We start from the raw sequence: 20,713 nt of genomic DNA on the forward strand, positions 1-20,713 counted from the left end.
AGTATGGTTTATGATTGTGCCACGACCGCTTCCTGATTGCGCTCCTGATACGCGAGCAGGGCACCGATAAACAATTGGCCCGTCTGCAGCATAGAACGCTCATCCACATCGAACTTCGGATGGTGGTGAGGATACGTCGCCTGGATGTCAGGATTGCGTCCGCCTACCATAAAGAAGGTAGCGGGGCGTTCTTGGGCAAAGTACGCAAAGTCTTCGCCGCCCATACCTGGAGGCATGTTGTAGACTCCTTCTTCGCCGAACAGTTTTTTCGCCTCAGCTACTACATGAGATGTTTCTGTTGGGTCATTATACGTCGCAGGATAGCCACGCTGGTATTTGATCTCGCAACGGGCTCCGACTGCCTGGCAATTGGCTTCGACGATACGGATGAGAGAGGCTTCGACAGCGTCACGCACTTGTTCATCGTACGTACGGACCGTGCCTTTTAGACGAACCTGATCCGGAATGACGTTGAAGGCTTCACCGCCGCCGATGAAGGAGCAGACAGAGAGGACGACTTGCTTCAGCGGGTCAACTTGGCGACTGGCCACTTGCTGCAGATTCATGACGACCTGGCTGCCGAGAACGATCGGGTCGATCGACGTATGCGGGTAAGCTCCATGGCCGCCTTTTCCGTACAGGATGATCTCAAATCCGTCGGCGGCAGCTGTCACATGACCAGTACCGATTCCTACTTGTCCGACAGGGAGATCAGAGGCGACGTGTGCACCGTATACGACATCGACGCCTTCGAGGCAACCGGCTTCGACCATCGCTTTGGCCCCACCTGGAGGGAGTTCTTCTGCAAACTGATGCAGGAACACGACGTTTCCTGGCAGCTCGTCACGAATTTCGCTCAGAACCTGCGCCACGCCCAGCAAACCAGAAGTGTGAATGTCGTGTCCGCACGCGTGCATGACACCAGGGATGCGGGACTTGTACTCTACCTCTTTTTCATCCTGGATGGGCAGGGCGTCAAAATCGGCACGAAGCGCGACTGTTTTCCCTGGCTTGCCGCCGCGAAGCAATCCTACGACACCCATGCCACCTACGCCGGTCTGTACCTCAATGCCGAACGATGCCAGCTTGTCAGCCACTTTTTTCGCCGTGTTTTCCTCTTGGAAAGAAAGCTCCGGGTACATGTGTAAATCACGTCTGAATTGGACTAGCTCCGGATAAATCTCCTGCAATCGGGCAAAAAGCTTTTCACGCACGCTACCCACTCCTTTTGGCAGAAAAAGATTTATGTAACCTCTTCATTATAAAAATATTCAGAAATGCTTGGCAATCTATATTTATCGAGCATAGACTTGTCCATCCTGCTGCACAAGCGCATTTGCCGTCGAATAACGTACTTTACCGTCAGAAAAGCGTTTTCTATAATGAAGCTCAAGCAAGGACAGACGCTTTTGGACGGTAAGGAGATAGGTATGGTCTTTTTAGTCGGGTCAAGCATTTGTCGTTTATTTTGCTTTTGGCGGAAGGATATCTGCGGGTGAACGATTTGGCCGATCACATGGGAGTCAGCCGCAATACGGCCGGAGCCGATACCGCGAATGGTATCAGTATTAGTGGTGCAGCATGATTACATTGTCTGTTTGGATATCGTCCCAAAATATTCTACAACTACCTCCCGGAATTCCAGAGCAGCCCGCGAAATGTACCGACTCCTGTGCCATAATAAAGCTATTTCCCGCACCAATTCGTGATTCTCTACTTGGAGATATTTGATCTGTTCCCGTGAATCCCTTGCTGTGCTTGGTATGAAGGCTATGCCAATTTCTGCTTCCACAAGAGTGATTAGCCTTGCAGGTTCATCTCCCTCATACACATAGTTTGGTACAAATCCAACTGATTTGCATATAGAGTCTACTAAATCGCGAGTACCGTAGCCTCTCTTTACACCGACAAACCATTCATCCCTCAGTTCAGTCAAGGAAACGACGCTTCGGTCTGCCAGCCGATGTCCTCTTGGAACAGCTACGAGGATGGGGTCAATGCACACGATTTGACATTCAATGTCATCCTCTTGTATAGGAGGTGAGGACAAGCAAAAATCGACCTCTCCCCTATGAAGAAGCGTAACCATTTCCGACGTGCTTAGCATTTGTACATGAAAATGGATATAGGGACGCTTTTTCCGAAACTCTCGAAGGATATTGGGCAACGTACTTGCAGTGGTAACCGCCAATTCAAGTGTACCATGTTCCGGGCTGGATAAATCGCTAAGCTCCTGCTTGCCCTGTTCCAATTCAAACAAAGCTCTTTCCGCACGGCGAAGGAATTTGCACCCGAACTCATTCAATCGCAGCTTTCTCCCTGTTCGATCGAATAGAGGGACCCCTAGATCTTCCTCCAATCGTTGAATCGTTTTGCTTAGTGACGATTGAGTCACATGTAGACTTCGTGCAGCTTCGGTCACATGTTCCAAGCGAGCTACCGCGAGAAAGTATTGCAGTTGAAGAAGTTCCATTTCGCACCCTCCACTCATTCCTTCGAATCAATGAAATCATAACATGAAATGCGTTGGAGTAAATGCTTGATTTACAGTACGATATCATCAAAACGCTTTAGGGGGGCTAAAAATGGGGGCTCGCAGCAGGTGGTTGATGATTTCCGTTGGGCTGGGGATACTATTGAACCCATTAAATTCTTCGATGATTTCTGTTGCTATTGCTAGGTTGCAAAATGTGTACCGCCTTGACTTCACTGTTGTTTCCTGGATTATTTTCTCTTTCTACATTGCGAGTGCTATCGCTCAGCCTATCATGGGAAAGGCAAGCGATTTGTTCGGTCGCAAGAAGATATTTCTTACCGGGCTTGTTGTATCCTTCGTTGCATCATTATTGGCTCCACTATCACCCAACTTTGGGTGGCTCATCGTGTTTCGCATTGTGCAAGCCATCGGAACAAGCATGATGGTTGCGGTTGGTATGGCCATTGTACGAATTCATATTACGGAGAAACAAGCGACTGCGCTGTCCGTATTGTCCATATTCCTATCCGGAGCGGCAGCCATTGGACCTTTTATTGGCGGAGTTTTGATTCACTGGTGGGATTGGTCTTCGATCTTTTTCGTAAATATTCCGTTCGTGGTGGCGAGCTTTCTGTTAGCTTGGAGGATGATTCCTGAGGATGAACCTCCAACATCCGTTGCACGCAACATGTCCTTTCGCAAATGGTTGGATTTGATTGATGCATCAGGGATCCTGCTCTTCACAGTGGGTCTGGTTGCTCTGCTCGTTGGATTACTGTCAGCAAAATCATCCGGGCATGTCTCCTTGTGGCATATCATTGTTGGGTTGATCGGCCTGGTGCTACTTTTGGCTTTCGTACGACATGAGTTAAAAACGACGTCACCCTTTATTCCTTTGCGGACATTCGCCAAATATCCTGCGATGACTTGGGTCAATGTCGAATTCATGCTCGTTAACGTGCTTTTTTACTCGCTCTTTTTCGGGCTTCCGTCCTACTTGCAAATGGTGCGTCATGTAAGTGAGTACCAAACAGGGATTCTCATGCTAGCCTTAGGATTGTGCTCGCTCGTTGCTTCTCCAATAGCAGGACGATGGATCGATAAATCAGGACCTCGACCAGCATTGCTCGTGTCTGCAGTGCTGATGACATTTGGGTCAGTGTGGATCGTGACTTTGAATGAAACATCGCCGGTTATCAGTGTGTGTTTGGCTTTAGCTGCATTCGGTATTAGCAACGGGTTGAATAATGTCGGTATGCAAGCGGCCTTGTTCAAAAGTTCACCAAAAGAAATAATCGGTGTAGCATCCGGATTATTTAATACATCAAGATACTTGGGAACCATTCTCTCTTCATTGTTGATAGGCATCGTAATGGGAGGAAAGTTTAGCTTCGAGGGATTTCGAGTTCTTGGGATTATCCTCACGGTCATTGCATTGTCCTTGGTATTCATGAGTCGACAGCGAAGGGAGTCAGGGCAATTGCAAAACTCAAATGAAGCAAGGTGACGGGAATAAATTGATAGTTTCGATTATGGGTAGCCATTTCTCCTGAGGTGGACATTTCCAAAACAGATAGACTAGAATGGAATGGTGCCGACTTTAGAGAGAAAGGCAATGGTCGAGGAGAACATGGTTACTTCCTGCAAGAAAAATAATCGGGTTCTGATCATCTTGCTAGTGTCTGGCATGCTGATCTTTACAATGACGTGCGTAAGTATTGCTGCATCCTACTACAATACGATTCAATCCGTCCGCCTTTCCGTTGCCAATCAGAGCATGAAGGCGGCTTCTTTTGTGGCGAGTCGACTGGATGCGGGAGCGTATCAATCATTTCTGGAGAACCCGGTTAAAGATAATGAGGCATTTAAACATCTGCAACAGCAGTTGGCAGAAGCGCGGAACCATATTGGGGCGCTCTATGTCTATATCGTTAAGATTGATGAAGATTTGCAAGGTGGGAGAGTCATGGTCGCGGCACTTCCGCCTGACTCCAAGCAAACCTTGCAGATTGGAGATCCTTGCTTCGTTAACGCGGAGCAAATCAGCATGATCAGGGGTGGGTATACCTACGACTCCGGCATCATTTCAGATCCTGTCTACGGGGAATACATGTCCGCGGGTGCACCTCTATTAGGAGAGCGTGGGCAACTCCTGGGAATCGTGGGTGTAGATATGGATGTGCGCCTCATCAATGACATCGGAAGTGATGTCGTGAAACGCAGTTTACCTGTTTTCATGTTTCAAGGGCTGTTTGTAGCCGTACTCGTATTTGTCATCCTCGGTTTACAACGCTGGTATCAGCGAGAACTGAAAACGGCTGTCGGGGATGCAGAGCAGACGTATCAGGATGAATTGCGCTCCGTGATCTCGTCCATTCGCTCCATCCGACATGACTTCGTCAACCATATGCAGGTGCTGTACGGGTTGATCGAGTGCGGGTATTTTGACAAGGCGCGCGATTACGTCCAATCTCTCATGAAAGAGACGAAGGTGCTGGATATTACAGTCCGCATTTCTCACCCAGCCTTGATGGTTCTGTTCCATACCAAGTGGGAGCAGGCCAAGTCCCGTCACATCGTGATGCAATTTGCCGAATGTCCAGATTCCTTTGAGCAGATTCCTTCGATTGATTTAGTGAAGATTCTCTCCAATCTGATTGATAATGCCATCGATGCCACAGCTGGAACAATCGGGGACAAGTGGATTCGAATCGGCTGCAGGCAAGAGGGAAAAGGGTACGTCTTCGAGGTCGAGAACACAGGACCAGATATTACGCCAGAGCAACAAGCAAAGCTGTTTGAGTTTGGGTTTTCCACCAAGACGGTTTCCAAAGGGACAGCTCGCGGGGCTGGCCTCTGTATTGTCCAGGAGGTTGTGAAGAAGCACAAAGGAACGATTCAAGTGCGTTCGACGGCAGGTATCACGACATTTACCGTCCATTTACCGATCCATTGAGTGTAAAATGCTAGGAGCTTTGACAGCTAGACTAGTCCGAACGAACGGGATATTCATGCAAATACGACTTGTTTCGACAAAAAAGAGCTAGGTCTTTTGGGGGGACTACCTTCAAGGATTTTTACAGACTTGTTTACGGTCTGCTCGTCGAAATAGGTCGTGTTTCTTATGGATAAAAACTGTTCTTATAGAGAAGTGTTTTTTGTCGAATAAAAAAATTTGGTAATATTCAATTATCATGTAATAATTGTGAATAGTCGGACTGGGGGTAGTTGATTTTCCGACAAATCACTAGATACAGAAGAGGGTGAACGCAGTGAAGAAAGGCAAAAAGCTCTTATCCATCCTATTTTCTTCCTCGCTGGTATTAAGCGGCATTGCGGCGGTTCCGGCTACAGGGATGGCCAAGTCGAAGGACAAGCCACCACTCGAAGTGGATTTGTCCACTGTGAACATGGACCGTTTGGTCAAAGCGTTGATTGATCAGGGAGAAATCGACGAGGATGCCGACCAGGAAGAAATCAATGATGCAGTGGAGAAGTTTTTGAGAGACAAGAAAGTTCCCCACGGTATTGATGATTCTAGCTCTTTCGGGAAAAAAGCAAACAAATCACAAATCTCAGCTGTGTCAAAAGCAGCTAGCAAAGTATCCAAGCTGAAGGAAGACAGTCAGGTACGCGCATCCAAACGAGTACATACGGATAATCTGGTGATTGCCCTGGTAGAGTTCTCTGATCTGGAGCACAATCATGTACCAAAACAGAGCGATTCTTTGTGGACGGCAGATTTTAATCAAAAGCACTACAAAGAAATGCTGTTTGACCCCAAAGGCTATGAAACGCCTGAAGGAATCAGCATGACGACCATGGCAAAGTATTACTATGAGCAATCAGGTAATACCTGGATGGTAGATGGTGTCGTTACACCATGGCAAACAGCTGAGAAAGATAAAAAATATTACGGTGGCAACGATAAAGATGGCAACGACGGTAACCCTCGTGACTTGGTAATCGAGACACTGGAATCCGTCGGCGATGCAATCAAGGGTCATGAAGACGAATACGACCAGCGCGACCCGTACGACTTGGATGGCGATGGTGATCTGATGGAGCCGGATGGTATGCTGGACAATCTGATGCTCGTTCACTCTGGTATCGGAGAAGAAACGGGAGAAGATGCAGACGCGATCTGGTCGCATCGCTGGACATTGAAAAAGCCTACGGAAATTCCAGGAACCGACCTGGTAGCGTACGACTATATGATTCAGCCAGAAGATGGCGCACCTGGCGTGTTCGCCCATGAATACGGACACAACCTGGGACTGCCTGACCTGTACGATACGACGAGATTGGGACATGATTCGCCAGTAGGCGCATGGTCACTGATGTCTTCGGGAAGTCACACAGGGAAAATTTTCCAAACCCAACCGATTGGATTTGATCCATGGTCCAAAATGATGCTGCAACAAATGTATGGCGGAAAATGGATTGAGCCAGAAGTAATCAGTTATGAAAATTTGAAAAAACGCAAAAAAACAGCTTCTCTCGTGGATGGTAGCAGCATTGATGAGTCTGGAAAAGTGATCAAGCTGAACATGCCGCAAGTCGAGAAAAAGCCACCGGTTCAGCCAAAAGATGGCGACTATTCGTACTTCTCTGATGAAGGCGACAACCTGAACACGAAGATGACCTCTGAAGAGATTGACCTGACAGGCGCAAGCTCCGCATCCATGAGCTTTGATTCCTGGAGAGCAATCGAGACAGGGTATGACTATCTCTACGTGAACGTGATTGATACGGCAACGGGTGAGAGCACGAAGGTCAAGGAATACGACGATGAAACAAAAGGCTGGGATAAGGAAGAAATCAGCCTGAGTGATTTCGCTGGCAAAAAGATTAAAGTCGAATTCAATTACGTAACAGATGGTGGACTGGCGATGTCCGGTTTCTATCTGGACAACTTCGAAGTTACAGCTGACGGCGAAGTAGTCTTCTCTGATGACGCAGAAGGCGACAAGAAGTTCGAGCTGGATGGATTCCTCCACTTCGACGGTGAAGGCAAAATGTACGATGCGTACTACTTGGTGGAACTGCGCTCTCATGAGGGTGTAGATGCAGGTCTGGAGTACTTCCGCCGCAACGACACATTCTTCACGTACGATCCAGGTTTGGTAATCTGGTACTACGATGGACGCTATGGTAAAACACAAGACAACAATACGAGCAACCATCCAGGCTACGGTATGCTGGGTGTAGTGGATTCCCATCAAGAAGTTCGTTACTGGAATAACGATAAGGGGAACAAGGATGCGATTGCCGACTCCCGTTACCAGGTGAACGATGCGGCATTCAGCCCGAACAAAACCTCTGGAATGAATCTAGACTATATCTTTGGCACGATGGACTATAAGCCTTTAAAGGGAATTACCGTGTTCAAAGACAGCGATGACTACACGATGCCAGAGGTGCCGGAAATCGGTAAAATCCTGCCTGAGATCGGTCTGCAAATCAAATTGACCCGAGTGTCCAAGAAATTTACGAACGCTCAAGTCGAGTTCTCGATCAAAAAATAACAAACGGTTGAATAAAGCGGCGATCGCTCCCGGAACTCTATCGGGAACGATCGTCGCTTGCTTTATCTATGTGTATGATAGACCGTATTTTTTCATTTTTTGCAGGACTGCCGTATGACTGATACCTAAATAAGTAGCAGCTTGTCTAATAGAGGAATGTTCTTTCAAGGCCTGCATCAATAACCTTTTTTCATACGAGTCCATTTGTTCTCGGAGAAGGTGGGATGAAGGCAGAGAGGAAAGGGGATCAGTCCCTGATGAATCTTGCTGGATATCAAGATACAAGTTTTGTGCTTGAATTTCATTGCTCGGACAAAGATATACGGTTCGCTCCATCACGTTTTGCAGCTCACGTACGTTTCCCGGCCAATGGTGAGCCTGCAGGGCACGTATGGCAGAGTGAGCAACCTGCATCATGGGCTGATTCGTCGCCCGACATACTTTATTCATGAAAAATTGAGCAAGCATAGGGATGTCACCTTTCCGTTCTCGAAGCGGGGGTATCATGATCGGGATGACGTGCAAGCGGTAATACAAGTCTTCGCGAAATTGCCCTCTGCTGGTCATTTCAGAGAGATTCCGATTGGTTGCTGCAATAATTCTTACATCAATCGGAATCGGTTTGCTGCCACCTACTCTTCTTACTTTTCGCTCTTCCAAGACACGAAGGAGCTTTGCTTGCAGATGAAGGGGGAGATCTCCTATTTCATCGAGAAAAAGAGTTCCTCCTTGGGCAATTTCAAAAAGTCCAAGTTTTCCGCCTTTTGTCGCTCCTGTAAACGCCCCCTGCTCGTACCCAAAAAGCTCACTTTCCAATAAGGCATCTGGAATGGCGGCGCAATTGATCGGCACAAAAGGACCGGTCGGACGGCTGCTTTCAAAATGAATCGCTCTGGCAAACAGTTCTTTTCCCGTACCGCTTTCGCCTTGTAAAAATACGGTTGCATCGCTCTTGGCAACGCGCTTTGCCGTCTCTATGCATTTTCTCATGTTTTCACTTTGTTGCACAATTTCTTCAAAAGTAAAACATTCATTTCTCTGAACAGTGGATAGAAGCTCCTGGATTTGCTTGTTGTCCCGAAGTACAATCACGACGCCTTGTCGCTCGCTTTTTTCTTCTGGGATAATGGGATGATAGCTACAGATGTAGGAAATGGGGAGTTTTTGCCCGATGACCAAGTTTACTTGAACACTAGGCAGTTCAATCGCTTCATGGAGACATCTCTGAATCTCGATCGCAGCTTCGCCCCATAGTTTTTCGATGGAGTGATGTAATAGCTGTTCGGGCTCCATGTTTAGCATAGCTTGAGCAGCACGATTAATCGTGGTGACTCGCAGCTGATCGTCCAGCAGTAGAATTCCTTCTGAAACGGTTGTGAGGATCGTGTGTATGCGGTTTTCACGCTCTTCAGCAGGGAGGTAGGGGATCATCCTTGCCTGTTCGATACCTTTTACCTGCGTTATCATTTCCATGATCGTCGTGATTTGGCTTGGAGGCACGGCAGGAATTTTCACATAAATATAGTGGGGCTTCACTTCCATACCAATGATGTCTAGCTGGTTGGCGGCAAAGCAAGCAATGACCTCATGAGTAATCCCGACCCGGTCCACGCCTTTGATCTCCATTGTTATTCCCGTCAACGCACTCACACCTCACCCGTCGCACAGTCTTTTCCTTGCTCCCATCATAGCAAAGAAAGGCCCGGTGCGATATGCACCAGGCTACAATGGCTCAAGCAAAAGAAAGGGCCGCATCCAAATCATCTATGATATCTTCAACGTCCTCAATTCCTACAGACAAGCGAATGAGCCCATCCGTAATTCCCATTTTCCATCTTTCTTCGGCTGGGATAACAGAGTGAGTCATCGAGGCAGGGTGCTGGATGAGAGAGTCAACGTCACCCAGGCTGACAGCTCGCTTACACAAGCGCACATTGTTCATCATGCGAATGCCTGCTTCCATGCCGCCTTCTAGTTCAAAAGCGAGGAGTCCCCCAAAGCCATCCATTTGCTCGCAAGCCAATTCATACTGGGGAAAATGGGGCAAGCCGGGGTAATGAACGATTGCTACTTTCGGATGGTTGTGCAAAAACTCCGCGACTCTCTGGCCGTTTTCACAATGGCGATCCATACGCACACCGAGTGTTTTAAGACCACGAATCAATAAGTAAGCATCAAAAGGCGCGAGGATGCCTCCCATATCCTTTTGAGTGGTCATGCGAATGCTGTCCATGATTGACTTGGGACCAACAGCAACGCCAGCGATGACATCCCCATGTCCACCGATAAACTTTGTTGCACTATGGATGACAATGTCACAGCCATACTCAATGGGGCGCTGTAAATAAGGGGACATAAACGTGTTGTCCACGACGACGTAAGCATCGATTTCTTTGGCAATTTTTACGACCAGCTTCAAGTCGACTAGCTCCATCGTTGGGTTGATCGGTGTTTCCACGTAAATCACACGGGTAGTAGGTTGGAGCATTTGGCGGATTGAATCTTCATCCGTCATATCGCAAAGGGAGTAATTGACAGCAAAACGGTCTTTCATCAAGGTTAGTAATCCATAGGTGCAGCCGTACAATCCTTTTGTACCAAGAATATGGTCGCCAGTTCTGACGAGAGCCATGAGAATGGATGAAACGGCTGCCATTCCTGAGGCAAAAGCAAGACCTGCTTCCGCTTTTTCCAATGCAGCCATTTTTTCTTCGAGTACAGTGATCGTCGGATTTCCTAGCCGTGAATAGATGTAGCCAGCTTCTTCCCCAGAAAATCGCTTTGCCCCTTCTTCAGTAGAGGAAAAAACAAAGGTCGATGTCTGATAAATCGGTGTGGCCAACGCGCCGGTTTGCGGATCGGAATGGTAACCGGCATGAATGGCGGTTGTGGATAGCCCCTGCTTTTTTTGCCTATGCATGATTTGGTTCTGATTCATGGAAAAATCACCTCACGATAGATTTGTAAAAGCGTATTCATGCACGATGTGTGCCATATGAGAAGGAGTGAAGATCATGCGGCGTGTTAGGAAAAAGCGGAGAGAATTGGAAAGAAATCGTTCCAATTGGAAATAAAACATACCGGCGCCTTTGCAAAGCCTGTCCACACAACTCTGCTCAATCAGCACTTCTCCCTGTTTGCTGGTCTAAGCAAAGCGATCATGCAATAGGTTATATCAATGAACGACAAGCTGCCCGAAGCAATCGCGCGAAAAGGAGACAACCATCTGCACGAGCACAAGCAAGCGTTCGCGGCCAGGCGGCAAGGGGGGAATATTACATGCTGCACATTGTCGCTTGTATTAAACAAGTGCCGGACACCAAGATCATCAAGATGAATCCGAAGACCAACACAATGGATCGTGCGAGCGCACCTGCGATCCTAAACCCGTACGACGCTCATGCGGTCGAGGAAGCTGTACGACTGAAGCAGCGCTATGGCGGCGTGGTCTCTGTCGTGACGATGGGTCCGCCGCCAGCAGTCAAGGCGATCCGCAAGTGCATTGAAATCGGGGCTGATGCCGGGTATCTGGTCACAGACCGTGCTTTTGCCGGTGCCGATACGTTGGCGACGAGCTACGCGATTACCAAGGCTATCGAGAAAATAGCCGAGACTCAGCCGGTAGACCTGATTATCTGTGGCAAGATGACGATCGACGGTGATACAGGGCAGGTAGGGCCAGGTATCGCGAGAAGGCTGGATATCCCGCCGCTGACCAGTGTCAAAAAGGTGGTGGAAGTGAACAAGGCAGAAGGATATGCCATCGTCCACCGCAAGCTGGAGGATGGCTACGAAGTCATTCAATCCTCGTTGCCTTGTCTCTTTTCCGTGGAAAAAGAAATAAATGAAGTTCCTTATTCTCCGTTGCCCAATATGCTGCGAGCGGCACGTTATGATCCGGTCATCTGGGCAGTGAATGATTTGGGGGATATTGACCGCACATTGCTCGGCTTAAAAGGCTCGCCGACGATCGTAGCCAAGGTCTGGCCGCCCGAAAAGCCAAAAGGAGGAGAAATGTTGGAAGGTTCTTCCGGGGAGCAAGTCGCGCGGCTCATGGAGATCTTGGCAGAGAAACAACGATTGTTCCGGGTTAAGGAGGGTCAGGTATGAATCTGGAGGAATATTGCGGCATCTGGGTGTACTTGGAAGTGCATGAAGGCAGGATCGCACCGGTTTCCCTGGAGCTTTTGGGTGCTGGACGTCAAATGGCAGACAAAAGGGGCGTTCCTCTCGCTGGTCTCTTGATCGGTGAGGGCGTGAGGGATCTAGCGCAGACCGCCTTTCCCTATGGCGCAGACCAGGTCTATTTATACGATGATCCGATCTTCTGTGATTACCGCACGGAGTCATACATGCGCGCCGTTATCGAATGTGTAAACAAGAACAAACCGGAAATCATCCTGTACGGGGCTACTTCCACAGGGAAGGATCTGGCGAGCGCAGTCGCAACAGACCTCGAGACAGGGCTTACCGCCGATACGACGATGCTCGATGTCAATGCAGAAACCGGACTGCTGGAAGCGAGCCGTCCGGCCTTTGGTGGCAACATTATGGCGACGATCCTGTGCAAAAAACATCGGCCGCAGATGGCCACGGTTCGGCCGAAAGTGATGAAGGCATTGGAGCCCGATACTGCGCGAACAGGGGAAATCATTGAAGAGACCATCACCTTGCTCGAAGAAGATATTCGCACAAAAGTGCTAAAAATCGTGCGGGAGACCAAAGAAAAGGTCCGGTTGGATGAAGCAGATGTCATCGTCGCCGGAGGAAAAGGGCTGGGGAGCAAGGAAGGATTTGCTCTGATTCATCGTTTTGCTGAAAAGATCGGTGCTACCGTTGGGGCGAGCAGGGACGCTGTCGAAGCGGGATGGATCGATCATGATCATCAGGTTGGGCAGACCGGAGTGACCGTCACGCCGAAAATCTACTTTGCCATTGGAATATCGGGAGCCATCCAGCACTTAGTGGGGATGCGCAATTCAGGCTTGATCATAGCGATCAACAAAGATCCAAACGCACTCATTTTCCAATCGTGCCATTACGGGATTGTGGGAGATGCCTTTGAAATTGTGCCTTTATTAATGGAAGCGTTTCAAAAGAAGCCGGACAGGGAGGTACAATATGGCGGAAAAGTTTGATGTCATTGTGGTCGGGGCAGGTCCGGCGGGTACAGCATGTGCTTATACGTTGGCTAAAAAAGGAGTGAATGTCCTGTTGATGGAGCGGGGCGAATACCCAGGCTCTAAAAACGTGATGGGTGGCGTTTTATACCGCAAGACGATGGAGGACATTATTCCTGAGTTTTATAAGGAAGCTCCCGTCGAACGCCCGATTGTCGAACAGCGTTTTATGATGCTGGACAAAGAATCGGCACTCAATTTTAGCTACAAGGGGATGGAGTGGGCACAGGAGCCATACAACAACTTCACCGTGCTACGGGCCAAATTTGATCAGTGGTTTGCTGACAAAGCCGTGCAAGAGGGAGCGTTGCTGCTCAACGAAACGGTCGCTCTCGAGTGCATTATCGAGAATGGAAAAGTCGCGGGGATTCGCACTGATCGACCAGATGGGGATATTTTTGCGGATGTGGTCGTTCTGGCAGACGGTGTCAATTCGCTCCTCGCCAAATCATTGGGCTTTCACAAGGAATTTCGCCCTGATGAGGTAGCACTCGCTGTGATGGAGGTCCTCAAGCTGGATCGGAAAATCATCGAGGACCGCTTCAATCTGGAAGGGGATCACGGCTGTACGATTGAGATTTTTGGCGACTCGACTAAAGGAATTCTCGGCACGGCCTGGCTCTACACCAACAAGGACAGCTTGAATATCGGGGTCGGAACGATGCTCTCCGGGCTGATCAAAAACAAGATCAAACCGTATGAGCTGCTGGATTATGTTAAAAACCACCCGATGATTCGTCCCTATTTACATGGGGTTGAACAGCAGGAATACTTGGCACATCTGATTCCAGAAGGCGGCTATAAGTCGATGCCCAAAGTGGTTGGGAACGGTGTCATCGTCGTAGGTGACGCAGCTCAGCTGGTCAACGCCATCCATCGGGAAGGCTCGAATATGGCGATGGCATCCGGCGTGATGGCAGCGGAAACCATTATGCAGGCGCGAGAAGCTGGGGATTTTTCGGAGCGAATGCTCGATTCCTACCGCACGAATCTGTTGAATAGCTTTGTGGGGCAGGACTTAAAGAAATATAAGGACGCTACCCATCACTTCGAAAAGTTCCCGCAGTACTTTGAGCAGTACATTCCCATGATGAACAAAGCAGCCAGCCAGATGTTTACGATAGACGGCACATCGAAATGGAGCAAGCAGAAAAAGATCTGGAGCGATCTCGGATCTGCTAAAGACAAATGGAAAATGGCTCGCGATCTGATGAATGCATGGAGGGTGATGAAGTGATGTCGAATATACCCAAAGGCCAGTCGATCGAAGAAAAGCAGTATCTAGTCCGTTTTAAGGCAGATACGCAGTCCCACCTCCACGTGTTAAGTGCAGATGTTTGCGCGACCCAATGTCCGGATAAGCTATGTACCATTTTTTGCCCGGCGGAAGTATACAAATGGGAAGAGGTGCGGATGCATGTGGGATACGAAGGGTGTCACGAATGCGGAAGCTGCCGTATCGGCTGTCCCTATGAAAACATCAAGTGGGAGTACCCAAAAGGCGGCCACGGAATTATCTTCAGACTCGGTTAATGGGCGGGGAAGCACAATGATACAAGAGGGCGACAAAGTCGTATTTCTAAAGGATGGAGTCCGGGGAATTGTCATCCGTGTCGAAGAGGACCGTTGCCATGTCTTGTGGGAGGATGAGTTTGTCAGCTGGGAAAAAATAGAGCTCCTCCGATTGGAGAAAAAATAAAAAGCGGGAGTAATGGCTCCCGCTTTCAGACATGGCTAAAACAAAACAAATCGCTGGGGAATAGCATGTATTCCCCTAATATTGAAACATCTAAGGGCAGGCTGGGTGCCTGCGAGCGACAAGATCAGATAGGCTACATTCGTATAAGAGGCGTATGCAATATCTTCCATGGATGGATAGGGGGGAGCAGTCGGATGGGAGTGATAGATTCCCACCAACTGTTCCCCTCGTTTGCTGATCAAATGGAATACTTGTTGGATTTGTCTTGAATCCATGGCAAAGGAATCGGGGCTACGATCCACATTTGCCATTTTCCATAGTGTTTCCGCACGCCCATATTTTCCCGAAAGAAGTCCGCAAGCTTCAAATGGCTGTTCCGCTAAACAATGGTTGAGCATTTCACGCCATACGGCTTTGCTTATCGGAAGAGCGGTTTCCAATGTCTTAACCTTGACTGCGCCGTCTTCCGCAGCATCCCCCGGTGGATCCCGAGTTAGGAAGAGGGTTCACGATGCGAACACTGTTGTTGGACGGGTATTGCGGGGGTCTGGGCATGGCTGGTTTGTTCATTTGAGGATTAGGCGCGTGATTTCTAACGGGCCTCATTTGTTGTTGCTGATATAACCTGCGAATTTCTTCAGGTGTCATAGAGATCCCTTCCTTTCGGTATTTCTAATTATGTTGTATTCCAAAACCAATTTATGGGGAACGGCAATTGCACATTTGCCAGACGAGGAAAGTCATGGTTCGTTTCAAAATGTGCTTTCTATTGATATGGTTGGCTACTTCTGCCCGAAATGGAAAGGATTAAATGTGTTGACTTGCGGTGTTTGATGCTGCTTGAAATAGGTTGCATGCGTATTTGAGGGCAACTGAACGACCGGAGGAGGACTTACAGGCCGTTGAGCTTGATGCCTTCTTGGCTGATCATATCCCTTCAAGCCCCGTTTTTCCTTTGCCGTAAAATCCAGAATGGCCTGTTTGTACTTCTCTTCTTTTTCCTTATATTCTTTAATCGTATGGTTAAGGCACTCGATTGTTTTTTTCCAGACTGCTTCCTGAATTTGATACTGGCCAATGATCTCGTTTTTTTCCTCCTGTAGTTGTTGATACTCGATCTCGAGTTCGTGATTGGAGTGCTGAACCTGCTGTTCCTCCTTCAACTGATCGAGAGTCCGTTTCCATTCGGCTTCCTGCTCTTGGTAATGGGCAATTGTCTCTTCTCGGACTTTGAGCCGCTCTTCGGATTTCGTTACTTTTTGACGATACTCATCTAGTTGTTGGCTCAACTCTTCCATGGATTCTCTCCAACGGTTCTCTGAATGGAGAGAGTCCTTGAGCTTGCGGTTTAATCGTTCATAAGTATGGTTCCATTCCAACTCCAGTTCCTGAAAATTTGCAATCGTCTCTTCTTGATTCTTACGCAGATGGTTAAGTTGGCCTTCTTTTAGTTTTGCACGCTCTAGCTTTCCAGTAAGTTCCTCCAGTTTCTCATTCCACTGGGATTCCGTATCAGGATTATTTTCCAAACGCTGCTTTAGGGCAGCAACAGTTTCATTCCATTCCAATTCCTTTTGACGGTATTCCTCCAGCTGTTGGTTGATTTGCTCGTGGGAGTTATTCATTTCCTCTAATTGGGCTTGATAGCGTGTAATATTCTCCATTTGTTGGTCATGGAGTTGCTCGAATTCGGTACTTTGTTGCCGATACGTAGTTAATTGCTGATTGAGCTCTTCTAGACTCTCGTTCAATTGCTCTTCCGTTTGATGGGAAGCCTCGAGCTGTTGGCGCAGTTGATCCAAAGCCTCGCTCCATTCCGATTCCTCTGTCACATAATGGAAAATGGTCTCTTCATGTTGCTTGAGAAGTGCTGCGTGTTCTGCTTCTTGTAATTGATGAGCATCGAGCTCCCGGTTGAGCTCTGCTAGCTCCTCGTTCAATTGCTCTTCCGTTTGTTGGGAAGCCTCGAGCTGTTGGCGCAGTTGATCCAAATCCTCGCTCCATTCCGATTCCTGTGTCACAAAATGGGAAATGGTCTCCTCATGCTGCTTGAGAAGCGCTGTGTATTCCGCCTCTTGTAAACGATGAGCATCGAGCTGTCGGTTGAGCTCTGCTAGCGATTCGCTCCATCGCTCTTCCGTTTGAAGGGAAGATTCGAGTTGTTGGCGCAGTTGATCCAAAGCCTCGCTCCATTCCGATTCCTGTGACACATAATGGGAAATGGTCTCTTCCTGTTGCTTGTGAAGCGCTGCGTATTCCGCTTCTTGCAATCGATGAGCGTCGAGCTGACGGTTGAGCAGGCGCAGTTGATCCAAAGCCTCGCTCCATTCCGATTCCTGTGTCACAAAATGGGAAATGGTCTCCTCATGCTGCTTGAGAAGCGCTGTGTATTCCGTCTCTTGCAATCGATGAGCATCGAGCTGTCGGTTAAGCTCTGCTAGCGATTCGCTCCATTGCTCATCCGTTTGATGGGAAGCTTCGAGCCGTTGGCGCAGTTGATCCAAAGCCTCGCTCCATTCGGATTCTTGTGACACATAATGGGAAATGGTCTCCTCCTGTCGCCTGAGAAGCGCTGCGTATTCTGCTTCTTGCAATCGATGAGCATCGAGCTGCCGGTTGAGCTCAGCTAGCTTTTCATTCCATTGCTCTTCCGTTTGAAGGGAAGCCTTGAGCTGTTGGCGCAGTTGATCCAAAGCCTCGCTCCATTCCGATTCCTGTGTCACAAAATGGGAAATGGTCTCCTCATGCTGCTTGAGAAGCGCTGCGTATTCCGCCTCTTGTAAACGGTGAGCATCGAGCTGTCGGTTGAGCTCTGCTAGCGCTTCGCTCCATTGCTCATCCGTTTGATGAGAAGCTTCGAGCCGTTGTCGCAGTTGATCCAAAGCCTCGCTCCATTCGGATTCCTGTGACACATAATGGGAAATCGTCTCCTCATGCTGTTTGAGAAGCGTTGCATATTCCTTTTCTTGCAAACGATGATCCTCTAGCTGCTGATTCAGCTCTGCCAAGGTTTCGCTCCATTGCTTTTCTGTTTGATGGGAAGCCTCAAGCTGCAAACGCAGCTGATCCAACGTCATGGTCCATTCGGACTCCTGTGACACATAATGGGAAATCGTCTCTTCATGCTGCTTGAGAAGCGTTACGTATTCCGTTTCTTGCAAACGATGAGCCTCCACTTGTCGGTTAAGCTCAGTTAGCGTTTCATTCCATTGCTCTTCCGTTTGCTGGGAAGCCTCGAGCTGTTGACGCAGTTGATCCAACGTCATAGTCCATTTGGATTCCTGAGACACATAATGGGAAATCGTTTCTTCATGTTGCTTGAGAAGCGTTGCGTATTCCGTTTCTTGCAAACGATGAGCCTCCAACTGCCGATTGAGCTCTGCGAAGGTTTCGTTCCTCTTCTCATCTGTTTGATGAGAAGCTTCGAGCTGTTGATTCAGCTGATCCAACGTCGTGCTCCATTCGGATTCCTGCGACACATAATGGGAAATGGTCTCTTCATGCTGTTTGAGAAGCGTTGCGTATTCCTTTTCTTGCAAACGATATTCCTCTAATTGCCCGTTCAGCTCTTCGAGATTTTGGTTCCTTTGATCTTCCGACTGTCGAGAATCCTCAAGCTGCCGATGTAACTGTTCCAGAGTCTTGCTCCATTCCGATTCCTTTAACTGAAAATGGCTGATCAACTTGTTGAACTTGGACAGAAGCTGATCGTATTCTTCTGCTTTGGCTTTGTACGCCTGGAGTTGACTGTTCGCTTGGCTCAAGGTTTCGTTCCATGTCGCTTCCTGAGTCTGGTATCGTGAGAGGGCTTCGTCCTTTTGCCTCATTATGTGCTGATAATCTTGATCTTGTTGCGATTGCTCGGCATCTCGCAATTTCTCCTGCATTTGTGCCAGAAGTTGTTCCCATTTCACTTCTTTTTGTTTGTAATGGGAGATTGTCTTTTCCCTTTGTTCCAGCAACTTTTCAAACTTATCCACTTTGTCTTCCAATTTGTCGATTACACCTTTGGAGCGTTCTGTCACTCGGGTTAATTCTTCTTCCTTTGATTGGTAAGCCTTACTCGCATGATCCAGCTGTTCTAACTGTTGGGAGTAACATTGATCTCGTTCGTGGTACTGTTGCAGCTGCTCTTCCAGATCTTTGTTAACATTGCTCAATCGAATGGCTTTTTCTTCGTAGTAAAGGGCTTGTTGCTTGAGCAAAATTAGCTTTTCTCTCCCAGGACTTGTAGTCTTGCTGGGGGTTGTCACTTTGCTGGCGCTTTTCTTTTTAAGTGCCACACTCGTCCCTCCCTTTTGGGTGTACGTTCCCCTATAGACATATGTAAGGAGAAAGAATGTGTGCATGCCCTATCGGAGCAGGAGGCTCACTATAGCTCGAATGAACGTGGGCGAAAAGAAAAACGGGAGAAGATCACTCTTCTCCCGTCCACGAAGCGTCTCTCTCAATGCAATTAAGGGAAGGACGGTGCCGGGATCACATCAGGGAAAGTGATGCAATCCTGAACGTTGATATTGGCATCGGATACTTGTTTGACCAATGTGTCATACACGACCGCTCCGAAGGAGTTCCTCAGGATCAGGCGGAATGTGTCAAATGCGCCTGGAAGTTCGCTAAGCGTAAGCTCGGCGCTGAGGGTCTCGGTCGTTCCGGTTAAAGTGAACGTCCGGATACCGGTAGCAGTAATGACCAGTTGCAGGCCACCATTTGGGAGGGCCGTGCAAACAGGCGAGCTGATTTGAACAGGCGTAAAGACAAAGCTGAAATCGCCAAGGATTTCGTCTGTCGGCGTCGGTGTCGGAGTAGTTGGCACCGTATCGACAAACGTATAGGAGAACGTGCTGCTTCCTGGATCGCAACTCGGGCAGATATCGGCGAGCAATTGTTCTGTCCCCGTTTCTGCCACACCGTCGAAGAAGACGGTAGAGTTGGTCAAGAGAGCGTTGGCTGTTCCCTGGCAGTCGCAGTTTCTGCGCGGGAAGATATCCGGGCACTGAGGCGGGAACACGATCGGCGGGCAGACGAACGAAGGAGTCGGCGTCGGCACAGGAATAATCGGACGCGGCGAGCAGAACTTCGCCAACACTTCCAGCTTCACTTCCGCTTCTACCTGGATCTCTTTGCAGATGGTAACTTCCAGTTCCACCATGCCTCCCAGCAGCACATTGCCGATTGGGTTGCACTCGACAGCAGTGATGCGGCAGAGGATGTTGGATTCATCCAACGGTTCCGGCAGGCACAGCACGATTTCGTCATCGAATTGAATGGTGGCCGGGAATTCGCACAACAGCGTGCCATTGGCAAATACACGGATCAAGAGCGTTGCGCCGAACAGGAAGCGGACGATACCGACACGGACGATGTTTCCGTTTACGATGATATTTTCGCGCCGGATGCCAATGACGGTGCAAGAAAAGTCCAGAGACTGTGTGGGTTGTGGTTTAGGGATTAACGGGAATGTTGGAGGAACCATCGGCTCCACGCATTGGATAGTAATGTTCTGACCGGCACGGATCGCTGCATCTACCAGCGGTCGGCAATCGTCTGGGATTGGAACCTTGTTCCTATCCCTATTGGCGGCAACTACCCAGTCGTATACCTTTTGGACGCGGATGCACTCTTCCTGCAGATTGTTAGGAATAGGTGGAAGTGCGGTTGGTGTAGGCGTCGGTGTCGGTAACTGGCGACCCTTAATGGGCTTCATATGATTCACCGGTGTAATCCTTCCTTTCCTTGGGTATTTGCTTTTGCATTTACATTCTATGGGGAAAATGGATTTTTGCTTGTCAACGAATGCCTATTTTTTAGGTAGTCGTACAAGAACTAG

15 protein-coding genes are annotated in these 20,713 nt (G+C 48.6%); 8 read left to right on the plus strand and 7 right to left on the minus strand.

The features are described 5' to 3' along the window. Positions 1–8: 8 nt before the first annotated feature. Together AN963_RS02555 and AN963_RS02560 are read right to left on the minus strand one after the other, a co-directional pair. Positions 9–1,214, minus strand: coding sequence for an amidohydrolase (locus AN963_RS02555; protein ID WP_055742994.1), 1,206 nt, complete (start codon positions 1,212–1,214; stop codon positions 9–11). 371 nt (positions 1,215–1,585) lie between these two features. Continuing rightward, a complete protein-coding gene (locus AN963_RS02560; RefSeq protein ID WP_055742995.1) occupies positions 1,586–2,473 on the minus strand; it encodes a LysR family transcriptional regulator in 888 nt (295 codons plus the stop codon). 112 nt (positions 2,474–2,585) lie between these two features. On the opposite strand from AN963_RS02560, the gene AN963_RS02565 reads away from it, so the two are divergent. The 3 genes from AN963_RS02565 to AN963_RS02575 all read left to right on the plus strand — a co-directional run bounded on the left by AN963_RS02565 (position 2,586) and on the right by AN963_RS02575 (position 8,004). After that, positions 2,586–3,983, plus strand: a complete 1,398-nt coding sequence (locus tag AN963_RS02565; RefSeq protein ID WP_055742996.1) for an MFS transporter — start codon at positions 2,586–2,588, stop codon at positions 3,981–3,983. Between the two features lie 108 nt (positions 3,984–4,091). Next, positions 4,092–5,432: an ATP-binding protein gene (locus AN963_RS02570; protein ID WP_236707858.1), complete on the plus strand. Its 1,341-nt coding sequence runs from the start codon at positions 4,092–4,094 to the stop codon at positions 5,430–5,432. Between the two features lie 316 nt (positions 5,433–5,748). Further along, positions 5,749–8,004, plus strand: a complete 2,256-nt coding sequence (locus tag AN963_RS02575; protein ID WP_055742997.1) for an immune inhibitor A domain-containing protein — start codon at positions 5,749–5,751, stop codon at positions 8,002–8,004. Between the two features lie 66 nt (positions 8,005–8,070). Here AN963_RS02575 and AN963_RS02580 read toward each other — a convergent pair whose 3' ends face one another. Continuing rightward, positions 8,071–9,645: a sigma 54-interacting transcriptional regulator gene (locus AN963_RS02580; RefSeq protein ID WP_152985597.1), complete on the minus strand. Its 1,575-nt coding sequence runs from the start codon at positions 9,643–9,645 to the stop codon at positions 8,071–8,073. Positions 9,646–9,736: 91 nt separating this feature from the next. Next, on the minus strand, positions 9,737–10,924 hold the full coding sequence (gene megL, locus AN963_RS02585; protein ID WP_055744421.1) for a methionine gamma-lyase: 1,188 nt from the start codon (positions 10,922–10,924) through the stop codon (positions 9,737–9,739). 359 nt (positions 10,925–11,283) lie between these two features. On the opposite strand from megL, the gene AN963_RS02590 reads away from it, so the two are divergent. From AN963_RS02590 to AN963_RS31330, 5 genes are read left to right on the plus strand one after another with little or no spacing between them, the layout of a single operon-like run. Continuing rightward, positions 11,284–12,114: an electron transfer flavoprotein subunit beta/FixA family protein gene (locus AN963_RS02590; protein ID WP_055742999.1), complete on the plus strand. Its 831-nt coding sequence runs from the start codon at positions 11,284–11,286 to the stop codon at positions 12,112–12,114. Further along, the gene (locus AN963_RS02595) at positions 12,111–13,142 is read left to right on the plus strand and encodes an electron transfer flavoprotein subunit alpha/FixB family protein (protein ID WP_055743000.1); all 1,032 of its coding nucleotides are present in this window, start codon (positions 12,111–12,113) and stop codon (positions 13,140–13,142) included. The genes AN963_RS02590 and AN963_RS02595 overlap by 4 nt, the downstream gene beginning before the upstream one ends. Then, positions 13,126–14,421, plus strand: coding sequence for an FAD-dependent oxidoreductase (locus tag AN963_RS02600; protein WP_055743001.1), 1,296 nt, complete (start codon positions 13,126–13,128; stop codon positions 14,419–14,421). The genes AN963_RS02595 and AN963_RS02600 overlap by 17 nt, the downstream gene beginning before the upstream one ends. Continuing rightward, entirely contained in the window at positions 14,421–14,717 is a 297-nt protein-coding gene (locus tag AN963_RS30015; RefSeq protein WP_083496761.1) for a ferredoxin family protein, read from the plus strand. The genes AN963_RS02600 and AN963_RS30015 overlap by 1 nt, the downstream gene beginning before the upstream one ends. Then, positions 14,602–14,883 carry a hypothetical protein gene (locus AN963_RS31330; RefSeq protein ID WP_055743002.1) on the plus strand — a complete coding sequence of 94 codons (282 nt, stop codon included), beginning with the start codon at positions 14,602–14,604 and terminating at the stop codon, positions 14,881–14,883. Before AN963_RS30015 ends, AN963_RS31330 begins: the two co-directional genes overlap by 116 nt. Before the next feature lie 35 nt (positions 14,884–14,918). On the opposite strand, the gene AN963_RS30020 is transcribed toward AN963_RS31330, so the two are convergent. The 3 genes from AN963_RS30020 to AN963_RS02615 form a co-directional block, all read right to left on the minus strand. Beyond that, positions 14,919–15,323, minus strand: coding sequence for a M67 family metallopeptidase (locus AN963_RS30020; RefSeq protein ID WP_269084371.1), 405 nt, complete (start codon positions 15,321–15,323; stop codon positions 14,919–14,921). Positions 15,324–15,665: 342 nt separating this feature from the next. Then, complete coding sequence (locus AN963_RS02610) at positions 15,666–19,166, minus strand: hypothetical protein (protein ID WP_055743003.1); 3,501 nt, start codon at positions 19,164–19,166, stop codon at positions 15,666–15,668. 173 nt (positions 19,167–19,339) lie between these two features. Beyond that, positions 19,340–20,590 carry a BMQ_0737 family morphogenetic spore coat protein gene (locus tag AN963_RS02615; RefSeq protein WP_055744422.1) on the minus strand — a complete coding sequence of 417 codons (1,251 nt, stop codon included), beginning with the start codon at positions 20,588–20,590 and terminating at the stop codon, positions 19,340–19,342. Between the last annotated feature and the right edge of the window lie 123 nt (positions 20,591–20,713).

Origin of the sequence: Brevibacillus choshinensis (assembly GCF_001420695.1) — a bacterium.
In the GTDB taxonomy this organism is placed as follows: Bacteria; Bacillota; Bacilli; order Brevibacillales; family Brevibacillaceae; genus Brevibacillus; species Brevibacillus choshinensis.